At 64.7% G+C, this 10,254-nt stretch carries 11 protein-coding genes; 5 read left to right on the forward strand and 6 right to left on the reverse strand.

All coding sequences use genetic code 11. From position 1 onward, the window contains the following. Nucleotides 1-88: 88 nt before the first annotated feature. Nucleotides 89-307: a CsbD family protein gene (locus tag QJT78_RS27560; RefSeq protein WP_028148583.1), complete on the forward strand. Its 219-nt coding sequence runs from the start codon at nucleotides 89-91 to the stop codon at nucleotides 305-307. Nucleotides 308-471: 164 nt separating this feature from the next. On the opposite strand, the gene QJT78_RS27565 is transcribed toward QJT78_RS27560, so the two are convergent. Then, nucleotides 472-882, reverse strand: a complete 411-nt coding sequence (locus QJT78_RS27565) for an FKBP-type peptidyl-prolyl cis-trans isomerase (RefSeq protein WP_234678579.1) — start codon at nucleotides 880-882, stop codon at nucleotides 472-474. On the opposite strand from QJT78_RS27565, the gene QJT78_RS27570 reads away from it, so the two are divergent. Next, a complete protein-coding gene (locus QJT78_RS27570; protein ID WP_224517873.1) occupies nucleotides 818-970 on the forward strand; it encodes a hypothetical protein in 153 nt (50 codons plus the stop codon). The genes QJT78_RS27565 and QJT78_RS27570 overlap by 65 nt on opposite strands. Before the next feature lie 37 nt (nucleotides 971-1,007). Here QJT78_RS27570 and ggt read toward each other — a convergent pair whose 3' ends face one another. After that, nucleotides 1,008-2,594 (reverse strand): gamma-glutamyltransferase, encoded by a 1,587-nt coding sequence (ggt, locus tag QJT78_RS27575; protein ID WP_028148581.1) that lies wholly within the window; start codon nucleotides 2,592-2,594, stop codon nucleotides 1,008-1,010. Between the two features lie 236 nt (nucleotides 2,595-2,830). Between ggt and QJT78_RS27580 the strand changes: the two genes are divergently transcribed. Further along, nucleotides 2,831-3,598 carry a rhodanese-related sulfurtransferase gene (locus tag QJT78_RS27580; RefSeq protein WP_080586563.1) on the forward strand — a complete coding sequence of 256 codons (768 nt, stop codon included), beginning with the start codon at nucleotides 2,831-2,833 and terminating at the stop codon, nucleotides 3,596-3,598. After that, entirely contained in the window at nucleotides 3,588-3,806 is a 219-nt protein-coding gene (locus QJT78_RS27585; RefSeq protein WP_028148580.1) for a SlyX family protein, read from the forward strand. Before QJT78_RS27580 ends, QJT78_RS27585 begins: the two co-directional genes overlap by 11 nt. A 10-nt stretch (nucleotides 3,807-3,816) precedes the next feature. Here the strand turns inward: QJT78_RS27585 and QJT78_RS27590 are convergent, their stop codons facing one another. Then, entirely contained in the window at nucleotides 3,817-5,721 is a 1,905-nt protein-coding gene (locus tag QJT78_RS27590; RefSeq protein ID WP_028148579.1) for a diguanylate cyclase, read from the reverse strand. 188 nt (nucleotides 5,722-5,909) lie between these two features. After that, nucleotides 5,910-6,125 (reverse strand): hypothetical protein, encoded by a 216-nt coding sequence (locus tag QJT78_RS27595; protein WP_028148578.1) that lies wholly within the window; start codon nucleotides 6,123-6,125, stop codon nucleotides 5,910-5,912. 108 nt (nucleotides 6,126-6,233) lie between these two features. Here QJT78_RS27595 and hemE point away from each other — a divergent pair, with 108 nt between their 5' ends. Further along, nucleotides 6,234-7,268 (forward strand): uroporphyrinogen decarboxylase, encoded by a 1,035-nt coding sequence (gene hemE, locus QJT78_RS27600; protein ID WP_028148577.1) that lies wholly within the window; start codon nucleotides 6,234-6,236, stop codon nucleotides 7,266-7,268. Nucleotides 7,269-7,470: 202 nt separating this feature from the next. On the opposite strand, the gene hemC is transcribed toward hemE, so the two are convergent. Both hemC and QJT78_RS27610 read right to left on the reverse strand, forming a co-directional pair. Then, the gene (gene hemC / locus QJT78_RS27605; RefSeq protein WP_038943108.1) at nucleotides 7,471-8,451 is read right to left on the reverse strand and encodes a hydroxymethylbilane synthase; all 981 of its coding nucleotides are present in this window, start codon (nucleotides 8,449-8,451) and stop codon (nucleotides 7,471-7,473) included. A 25-nt stretch (nucleotides 8,452-8,476) separates the two neighbouring features. Beyond that, nucleotides 8,477-10,102: a choline dehydrogenase gene (locus QJT78_RS27610; protein ID WP_028148575.1), complete on the reverse strand. Its 1,626-nt coding sequence runs from the start codon at nucleotides 10,100-10,102 to the stop codon at nucleotides 8,477-8,479. Nucleotides 10,103-10,254: the final 152 nt, after the last annotated feature.

A 10,254-nucleotide genomic window follows, 5' to 3' on the forward strand; every position in this document is an offset into this window, starting at 1 on the left:
CAAAGCGGGCCTATCAAGCCATACCCAAAATCGGAACTCTCGTAGTCGGCAGGCGCTGTTTTCGCGAGCCAACTGGAAGGAGAGTTTCATGGGTAGCACGAGCGACAAGATCAAGGGCACCGCCAACGAGGCCATCGGCAAGGCCAAGCAGGGCATCGGTGAAGCCACCGGTTCCGATCGCCTGAAGGGCGAAGGCGTGGTCCAGGAAGTGAAGGGCAAGGGCCAGCAGGCCATGGGCGACGCCAAGGACGCCGCGAAGGAAGCAATCGATCGCGCCGCGGCTGCGGCAAAGCGCGCGGCGGAGTGACGCGCGTCAGTCTGAAAGCGAAAAGACCGGCCGCGAGGCTGGTCTTTTTGTTTTGCGCTGATCTCTATCCGTCATGGCCGGGCCTGTCCCGGCCATCCACGTCTTGGCTGCACGAAGGAGAGAACGTGGATGCCCGGGACAAGCCCGGGCATGACGAAGTAGGCTCACTTCACCGCGAGCAATTCCACGTCGAACATCAAAGTCGCGTTCGGCGGGATCACGCCACCGGCGCCGCGCGCGCCATAGCCGAGCTGCGGCGGGATGATCAGCGTGCGCTTGCCGCCGACCTTCATCGTGGCAACGCCCTCGTCCCAACCGGCGATGACGCGGCCCTTGCCGATCGGAAACTCGAACGGCTCGTTACGGTCGACCGACGAGTCGAATTTCTTGCCCTTCTGGCCGTTCTCGTAGAGCCAGCCGGTGTAGTGCATCACGCAGATCTGGCCGGGCTTCGGCGAGGCGCCGGTGCCGACAACGCTATCAATGGTCTGCAAGCCTGAAGCTGTGGTCATGGGTTTTCCTGCGGTCTGGGCCGAGGCCGTGGTGGAAACGAATGTCGACACGCTGCCGATCACGGTGATCGCGAGTGCCGACATGATGGCGAGGAGTGCGCGCTGGAAACGCTGCATAAGAGACCTTCCGTTTGAGGCGGAAGGTGTCTAGCGCAACGAAGCAATCGTTTCCAGCCCTCGGGCCCCGCTTAATAGCCCAGCGCGCAGCCGTCCTTGCGCGGATCGGAACCGCCGGTGAGCGTGCCCTTGTCCCAGTCGATCCAGATCGCCTGGGCGCCGCCGAGCGGGCCGACCACGCTGGTGGTCTTGTGGCCGAGCTTCTTGAGGCCCTCGACGATATCGGCAGGCACGCTGTCCTCGAGCTGGTACTGGCCCTCGTAGTGCAGACCGCGCGGCATGTCGATCGCCTCCTGCACGTCGCAGCCATAGTCGAGGATGTTGGTCACCACGTGGGTCTGGCCGACCGGCTGGTACTGTCCGCCCATCACCGCGAACGGCATCACGGAGCGGCCGCCCTTGCTGAGGAGGCTCGGCATGATCGTGTGCAGCGGGCGCTTGCCCCCGGCGATGCAATTGGGATGGCCGGGCTGGATGCGGAAGCCGCCGGCGCGGTTCTGGAACAGCACGCCGGTCTTGTTCGAGACGATCGCCGAGCCGAAGGAATGCGCAATCGAGTTGATGAACGAGCAGACGTTGCGGTCCTTGTCGACGACCGTGATGTAGATGGTCGAGGGATTCATCGGCGGCGCGACGTTCGGCAGGTCGAGCATGCCGTCCATACGGATCTTGCTGATGTACTCGTCGGCAAAGCCCTTCGCGAGCATTTCGGCAACGTCGATCTTCATATGCTCGGGATCGGCGACATGCATCTCGCGATTCATGTAGGCGATGCGCGCGGCTTCGGCTTCGAGATGGAAGCGCTCGATGCTGAGTGGCGCGTACTTGGTCAGATCGAACCGCGACAGGATGTTGAGCATCAAGAGCGCGGTGACGCCCGGGCCGTTCGGCGGGCACTGCCAGACGTCGTAACCCTTGTAATTGGTGCCGATCGGCGTCGTCGTCTCGGTGGTGTGGGCGGCGAAATCGTCGAGCGTGTGCAGGCCGCCGATCCCCCTGAGGGTCTCGACCATGTCCTCCGCGATCGCGCCCTTGTAGAAGGCATCGCGGCCGTCCTTGGCGATCGCGCGCAGCGTCTTGCCGAGTTCGGCCTGGCGGATGACGTCGCCGGCGACCGGCGGCTTGCCGCCCGGCAGCAGGTAACGCACCGTGTTGGTGCCACCCTTCAGCTTCTCGAACTGGTTCTTCCAGTCGAAGGCGATGCGCGGGGCAACGACGTAGCCTTCTTCCGCGGCCTTGATCGCGGGCTGGAGCAGGCGGTCGAAGCCGAACTTGCCGTGATCGCGCAGCACGGTCGCGAAGGCGTCGATCACGCCCGGGATCGAGACCGCATGCGCCGAGGTCAGCGGCACGGAATTGATCTTGCGCTCGAGATACCAGTCGGCGTTCGCCGCCTTCGGGGCCCGGCCGGAGCCGTTATAGGCGATGATATTGCCCTCGCCACGCGGCTGGATCAGCGCAAAGCAATCGCCGCCGATGCCGGTCGATTGCGGCTCGATCACGCCGAGCAGCGCCGAACCCGCCACCGCCGCATCCACCGCCGTACCGCCCTCGCGCAGCACCTCGATCGCGGCCAGGGAGGCCTGCGGATGCGAGGTCGCGACCATCGCGTTGGTGGCGTGGACGGTGGACCTGCCGGGGAAATGGAAGTTTCTCATCGAAGTTCTGCTCTCTCAGGGCTCTCTTGGGGGGCTCTCTTGGGCCGTCGACGCGGAGGGCGCGCAGTCTCGGAAAAACCGGCTCGGAAAAACCGGGCCTACATGACACATTCCGGCCCGCCGGGGCAATGCTGGCATACCAGCGAAATAGCTGCCATCCGCTGGGCGTATAGACCTTTTGCCGTCCGGAGCCATGCGGGTTTTCTGGGCGGCGGCCGCCTGCTAAACGAGCCGCCATGATCCACAAGGTCGCCGCCTTTTACCAATTCGCCGCCCTGCCCGATTACCGCGCGCTGCGCGAGCCGTTGCGCGCGTTCTGCGCTGGCCTTGCGCTCAAGGGCAGCGTGCTGCTCGCCCAGGAAGGTATCAACGGCACGATTGCGGGTGCGCCCGAGGCGATCGACGCCTTCGTCCAAGAGCTAGCCCACGGCGCCCTGTTCGGCGGCCGGCTGAACAATCTCGAGCTGAAATTCTCGAGTGCCGAAGCAATGCCGTTCGGCCGGCTCAAGGTGCGGCTGAAGAAGGAGATCGTCACGCTCGGCGACGAGGCCGCGGATCCGACGCGGCAGGTCGGCACTTATGTCGAGGCTGCCGAATGGAACGCACTGATCGCAGCACCCGACACGCTGGTGCTCGACACCCGCAACGCCTTCGAGGTCGCGATGGGCACGTTCGAGGGCGCGGTCGATCCTGGCATCAGGAGTTTCGGGCAGTTCAAGGATTTTACTGCAAAGCAGCTCGATCCGGCGAAGCACCGCAGGATCGCGATGTTCTGCACCGGCGGCATCCGCTGCGAGAAGGCGAGCGCGCATCTGCTCGCGCGCGGCTTTGCCGAGGTCTATCACCTCAAGGGCGGTATCCTCAAATATCTCGAAGAGGTGCCGGAGGCGCAGAGCCGCTGGCGCGGTGAATGTTTTGTATTCGACGAGCGCGTCGCACTTGGTCATGGCTTGCGCGAACGGGGCCTACGCGAACAGGAATTGGGGCACGACCGTGACGAGTGACATCAAGGCGCTGGGCGAACGGATCGACACGCTGGAGACACGCATCGCCTATCAGGACGATACGATCGAGACGCTCAACCAGACGATCACCGCGCAGTGGAAGCAGATCGACGCGCTGACGCGGAAGATCGCGGAGCTCGGCGAGCGACTTCAGGAAGCCGAGACGAATGCGCCGGGGCCCGCCAACGAGCCCCCGCCGCATTATTGAGGATGATGAGCTACAGCCCTGACGCCTTCGGCAGCAGGCTCGCCACCTCGACCGACATCATCAGGCGGTCGCGCCCACCCTGCTTCGCCGCATAGAGCGCCTGATCGGCGGCCTCAACGAGCGAGCCCACGCCGGCGGTGCGTTCCAGCGCAGGCCGGCAGGCCGCGCCGCCGAGCGAAGCGGTGACGCAACCCGACGCGTGATTGGTGCTGTGGACGAGACCCGCCTCACGGATCGCCCGGCGGATCCGCTCGCCGATCCGCGAGCAGCCGGCGGCATCGGTGTTCGGCAGCAGCATAGCGAATTCCTCGCCACCGTAGCGCGCAGCCAGATCTCCGGCGCGCTGCATCTCGGCCGCGATGACCTTCGCCACCACGCGCAGACAGGCATCGCCCGCGGGATGGCCGTATTCGTCGTTGTAGGCCTTGAAGTGGTCGACGTCGATCATCAGCAAAGCGAGGCTGGAGCGGTCGCGGTAGGCGCGCGCCCATTCCTCCTTCAACCGTTCGTCGAAGCGGCGGCGGTTGGCGAGCCCGGTGAGGCTGTCCTCGATCGCGAGCGTCTCGAGCCTGGTCTCCAGCTTCTTCTGCTCGGTGATGTCGCGCGAGATCGCGACCACCCCGTCGACACTGCCGTTTTCCTTGCGCGTCACCCGCATGGTCGATTCGAGCCAGACTTCCGAGTTTTGCCGGTGCGCGTTGCGATAGGTGACGCGCGCCTCGTCCTTTTCACCACGCTTCATGGCATCGACGAGCGCCTGGACCTGCGGCCGATCATCCGCATGGATGCCGGCGAGCGCCGGCGTTCCGATCAGCTGATTGGGCCGCCAGCCGACGACGCGGACTGACGAGGGCGAGACATAGCGGAGCCGCTCGTCGAGCCCGATGCGGGTCACCATGTCGCTGGAGCCTTCCGCGAGCAGGCGGAAATGCGCCTCTTTCTCCACCAGGGCCGCGGCCATGCGCTGGCCCCGCTGCAACTGCCGCACCAGCACCGCGCCGATGACCGCAATCAGCACGACCAGCGCGAGCACATAGAGCATGCGGGAGATCGCCGCGGCGCGCCAGGGCGCCAGCAGCTCGGCCTTGTCGACCGTGGCAAGCAGGACGAGCGGATAACGGCCAGAGCGCTTGAAGAAACTAACGCGCTCGGCGCCATCCAGCGGCGATTTGAAGTGATAGGCGCCGGCCGATTTTTGCAGGTTGGCGTCGCGGAACATCGGGGTGTCAGCGACGCTGCGGCCGACGAATTTATCGTTGCCGGGGTTGCGCGCGATGATCAGGCCGTCGGCATACATCAGCGCAACGGAGCTGTTACGGCCGATCTCGAATTGCTCATAGAAGTGTGAAAGATATTTCGAGCTGATGGCCGCGAGCACGACACCGCCAAAGCTGCCGTCCAGCTTGTTGAAGCGGCGCGACAAAGTGACCACCCATTCGCCGTCGAGCAGGCTCTTAACGGGGCGGCCGACATAGGGCTCGCGCTTCGGTGAAAGCTGGTGATGACGGAAGAACGCGTCGTCGCTGAGCGTCGAGCTGATGGTGCCCGGCGAGGTCAGCCAATTGCCCTGGTCGTCGATGATGGCAAGGCTGTGCACGCGCTCCATCGCCTTCTTGCGCGCCTCCAAGAGGGTGCGCAGCTTGGCGATCGTGGCGGGTTCGGCGCCGTCCATCTCCAGCCGGCTGACGACGCCGACGACACCGGAATCCAGAAGGTCGAGGCTGTCCTCCGCATGCTGCGTCAGCGAGCGCGCAACATTCGCCATCTCGGTCTCGGCGCCCTTGAGCACGGCATCGCGCGCGGCCCATTCCCGCCAGCCGCTGACGCCGAGGATGGTCGCACAAGTGAGCACGACGAACGCCGCCGCGCGCAACGGCAGGCGGCTCCATCCGGCTCTTTGTGAGGCGACGGTCATGCGGCAGAAGTCTCCGATCGCCGGAACTTCCACCGCTTCTGTTATTGAACCCTGAAACGCTTGCCGACATTCGCAGCGTTATGCGGGTTTTCCCGTACTCCTACGGACTGGAGCGTCGCTGGATCGCTAACAATGCGTTAGCGACCCTATCGGAAACCGAGCGCCGCGGCGCTCGTTGAACGTCGGCCTTAGCTGAAGATCGACTTAACCTTGTCCCACAGCGAGGGACTGTCGGCATCCGCATCGGCCTTCGATGGTGTCGGCTGTGCAGCGCTGACGGGATCGGACGCAGGGAAACTGTCCTCCAGCCCGGCTTCAAGCCTGGTATGGCGATCGGCGGCCAGCGTCTTGCCAAGATCATCAGCGTGCTTGTCGTGCGGTGCGGGATTGAATGTCTCAGCCATGGAGTCCTCCTCGATTGGGAGGTCAACGCGGCGCATTTGCGCTGGTTCCACTGTTCCGCTCCGGCTCCCGGCAGTGTATCAGGAACCTCAATCTTGATAGGACCGTCCGTGCCCCAGTCTGCGACAAAGCCCTTCATCGACGTGCTCTCCGGCCAGCGCCAGGCTACCCCGCCCATGTGGATGATGCGGCAGGCCGGGCGCTATCTGCCGGAATATCGAGAGGTGCGGGCCAAGGCCGGCGGCTTCCTCGATCTCTGCTTCAACCCGGAGCTTGCCGCCGAAGTGACACTGCAGCCGATCCGCAGGTTCGGCTTCGATGCAGCGATCATCTTCTCCGACATCCTGGTGATCCCCTATGCGCTCGGCCGTTCCGTGCGGTTCGAGGTTGGCGAGGGTCCGCGGCTGGAGCCGCTGGATGATCCCGCAAAAGTCGCGACACTCGCCGCACACGCCGACTTCGGCAAGCTCAAGCCAGTGTTCGAGGCGCTCAGAATCGTGCGCGCTGCGCTCGATCCCAAGACCGCACTGATCGGCTTCTGCGGGGCGCCATGGACGGTGGCGACCTACATGGTCGCCGGCCAAGGCACGCCCGACCAGGCGCCGGCGCGGATGATGGCCTACCGGCATCCGGAGGCGTTTGCGAAAATCATCGACGTGCTCGTGGAGAACTCGATCGCATATCTGCTGGCGCAACTCGCGGCCGGCGCCGATGCGTTGCAGATCTTCGACACCTGGGCCGGCGTGCTGCCGCCGGCCGAGTTCGCGCGCTGGTCGGTCGAGCCGACCCGGCGCATCGTCGAAGGCGTGCGCGCAAAGGTGCCCAATGCGAAGATCATCGGTTTTCCGCGCGGGGCCGGCGCGCAACTGCCGGGTTATGTCGAAGCGACCGGCGTCAATGCCGTCAGCATCGACTGGACTGCCGAGCCGGCCTTCATCCGCGAGCGCGTGCAGAGCCGCGTCGCCGTGCAGGGTAATCTCGATCCGCTGGTGCTGATCACGGGCGGCGCGGCGCTCGACCGCGCAGTGGACAACGTGCTGGCGAACTTTGCGCAAGGGCGCTTCATCTTCAATCTCGGCCACGGCATCCAGCCGGAGACGCCGATCGCCCATGTCGAGCAGATGCTGAAGCGCGTGCGGGGCTAATTTGTTGCGTCCCGGAGGGGAGCGGAAACAAAAACCGCGAAAACAACCCCATGCACAGTACAGAGACCACGCCCGATCAATGACTTAGAGGGCACTGAAATCTGATGCGCAGTCATCGCACTAGATTGCGCCAACGTTTGACACGTCGGGCAAAACAGGAGCAGGATAGCATCATCCCGCCGATTGCGATTTCACAGGCCAGCTAGCGCGGCCGGCTGCGCTCGATGATCTCGGCGGCGCCCTTCGTCAGCAGATCCAGTCCCACCGCACGGCCGAGCTCGCGCGGGCGGTGGGCGGGGCCCGTGTGCGAGGCTTCGATGATGGTGTTGCCGGAGAGATCGAGCACGGACGCCGTCAGCGACATCTGATCGCCTGCGATGGTCGAAAAACCCGCCACCGGCGAATTGCAATGGCCGTTGAGCACCCACAGCACCTCGCGCTCGGCATCGGCAGAAGCGCGCGCAGAGGGATCGTCGATCGATGCCAGGATCTGCCGCGTCTGCCAGTCCTGAGCCGCGCATTCCACCGCGACGATGCCCTGCCCTGCCGCGGGCAGCATCTCCGCCGCGGAGAATTCATAGGCGATACGGTGCGAGAGGCCGACGCGGTCAAGACCGGAACGCGCCATGATCAGCGCATCGGCAGGACCAACCGCGCCACCATCCGGCAACTTCTGCTTCTCGCCATTGTCGAGTTTTCGCACGCGGGTGTCAGCGGCGCCGCGGAAGTGGATCACTTCGACATCAGGAAACAGCCGCCGCGCATAGGCGGCGCGGCGCACGGCGTTGGTGCCGATCTTGAAACCCTTGCCGCGGGACTGGCGCAGCGCTTCCAGCGTCACCCCATCGCGCAGCACCAGCGCGTCACTCGGGGGATCGCGCGATAGCGTAGCGCCGATGACGAGGCCGGGCGTGTCCTCATTGCCGGGCATGTCCTTCAGCGAATGCATCGCGGCCTGCAATTCGCCGGAGAGCACGGCAGCGCGGATCTGCGCCACGAAGGCGCCGCCCTTGCCGCCATGCGGCAGCAGCTTGCTGGTCTGATCGAGATCGCCCGTGGTGTCGAACTTGACGATCTCGACATCGAGATCGGGCATGGCGGCGGTCAGGCGGCGCGCAATCTCTTCCGTCTGCGCCAGCGCCATCGCGCTCTTGCGTGTGCCGATCTTCAGTCGCGTAGCCAAGTCGAATGTCCTTTCAGCGCAATGTTTATCGCGCATCCTCCAATATCATGTCGGAGGCCTTTTCGGCGATCATGATGATCGGCGCGTTGGTATTCCCCGACACGAGGTCCGGCATGATCGAACCGTCGACGATGCGAAGGCCTTCGAGCCCCCTCACCTTCAGCCGCTGGTCCACCACCGCCAGCGCGTCATTGCCCATACGACAGGTCGAGGTCGGATGGTAGATGGTGCTGCCGCGCTCACGGCAATAATCCAGAATCTCGGCGTCCGTGGATACCTTCGCGCCAGGATCGTACTCGCTGACCACGAACGGCTTCAGCGCCGGTGCATTCAGGATCTTGCGCAGGATCTTCAGACCTTCGACGTTAGTGGTGCGATCGGTCTCGGTCGACATGTAGTTGATGCGGATCTCCGGCGGCACGGTCGGGTCCGCACTCCGGATGCGCAAGGTCCCGCGGCTTTCGGGCCGGAGCTGGCACACCGACGCCGTGAACCCGGAAAAATCATGCAGCTTCTCCCCCATCTTGTCGGTCGAGAACGGCAGGAAGTGCACCTGGATGTCGGGCGAGGCCAGCCGCGGACTGGTCTTGAAGAAGGCGCCGGCCGTGCCGGCCGCGATCGTCAGCCAACCCTTCCGGAACAGCGCATAGCGCGCACCGGCCAACGTGCGGCGGAACGGATGATTGACGGTGTCGTTGAGCGTGATCTTCTGCGAGCAACGCATCACGATGCGGACCTGCATGTGGTCCTGGAGATCGTGGCCGACGCCCGGCGCGTCCAGCACGACATCGATGCCGTGCTTGCGCAAGAGCTCGGCAGGGCCGACGCCGGAGAGCTGAAGAAGCTGCGGCGAATTGTAGGCACCGCTCGACAGCACGACCTCCCTGCGCGCGCGGGCGCGACGCACGGTTGCGCCTTGCCGGTATTCGACGCCGACCGCGCGGCGGCCCTCGAACAGCACGCGCTGGCCGAGCGCCTCCGTCTCGACCTTGAGATTGCTGCGCGTCTTCGCGGGTCCGAGATAGGCCACGGCCGTCGAGGCACGGCGGCCGTTCCGCGTCGTGGTCTGGAACAGGCCGACGCCTTCCTGCGTGGCGCCGTTGAAGTCAGGGTTATAGGGCAGACCGGTCTCGACCGCGGCATCCATGAAAGCCTTCGACAGCGGATCGGTCACGACCATGTTGGAGACCGGCAGCGGTCCGCCGCTGCCGTGATATTGATCGGCGCCGCGCGCCTGGTTCTCGGCCTTCTTGAAATAGGGCAGCACGTCGTCATAGCCCCAGCCGGCATTGCCGTGCTGGCGCCAGCGATCGTAATCCTCGTGCTGGCCGCGGACATAAAGCAGGCCGTTGATCGAGCTCGATCCGCCCAGCGTTTTGCCGCGCGGCTGGAACACCTGGCGCCCCTTCAGTTCAGGCTCCGGCTCGGTCTGGTACATCCAGTTGACGGTCTTCTCCTTGAACAGTTTTCCGTAGCCGAGCGGCACGTGGATCCAGATGTTGGAATCCTTAGGTCCCGCCTCGAGCAGCAGCACGCTGTGCTTGCCGTTCGCAGAGAGCCTGTTGGCGAGCACGCAGCCGGCAGAGCCGGCGCCGACGATGATGTAGTCGAACTCGGGATCGGACGGCGCGAGGGAGGAATTTGCGTTCATGCGCTGCTGTTCTTCTTGTTGGTGGGCGTTTCCGGTTCGTCACTAGCCCGTCTTATTCGTAAGAGTGCGCCTGAGGGGTAAAGCGCTGATGCGGCGTAGGATTCGGTTGCGAAGCCAACCCCATCACCTCCAACCGCGAACGCCACGCCCGC

The sequence above is a fragment of the Bradyrhizobium sp. Mp27 genome (genome assembly GCF_029953005.1).
In the GTDB taxonomy this organism is placed as follows: domain Bacteria; phylum Pseudomonadota; class Alphaproteobacteria; order Rhizobiales; family Xanthobacteraceae; genus Bradyrhizobium; species Bradyrhizobium barranii.

Coding starts and splice junctions, on each gene's coding strand:
- QJT78_RS27560 (WP_028148583.1), top strand. CDS start 89: ATGGGTAGCACGAGCGACAAGATCAAGGGCACCGCCAACGAGGCCATC.
- QJT78_RS27570 (WP_224517873.1), top strand. CDS start 818: ATGGGTTTTCCTGCGGTCTGGGCCGAGGCCGTGGTGGAAACGAATGTC.
- ggt (WP_028148581.1), bottom strand. CDS start 2,594: ATGAGAAACTTCCATTTCCCCGGCAGGTCCACCGTCCACGCCACCAAC.
- QJT78_RS27580 (WP_080586563.1), top strand. CDS start 2,831: ATGATCCACAAGGTCGCCGCCTTTTACCAATTCGCCGCCCTGCCCGAT.
- QJT78_RS27590 (WP_028148579.1), bottom strand. CDS start 5,721: ATGACCGTCGCCTCACAAAGAGCCGGATGGAGCCGCCTGCCGTTGCGC.
- QJT78_RS27595 (WP_028148578.1), bottom strand. CDS start 6,125: ATGGCTGAGACATTCAATCCCGCACCGCACGACAAGCACGCTGATGAT.
- QJT78_RS27610 (WP_028148575.1), bottom strand. CDS start 10,102: ATGAACGCAAATTCCTCCCTCGCGCCGTCCGATCCCGAGTTCGACTAC.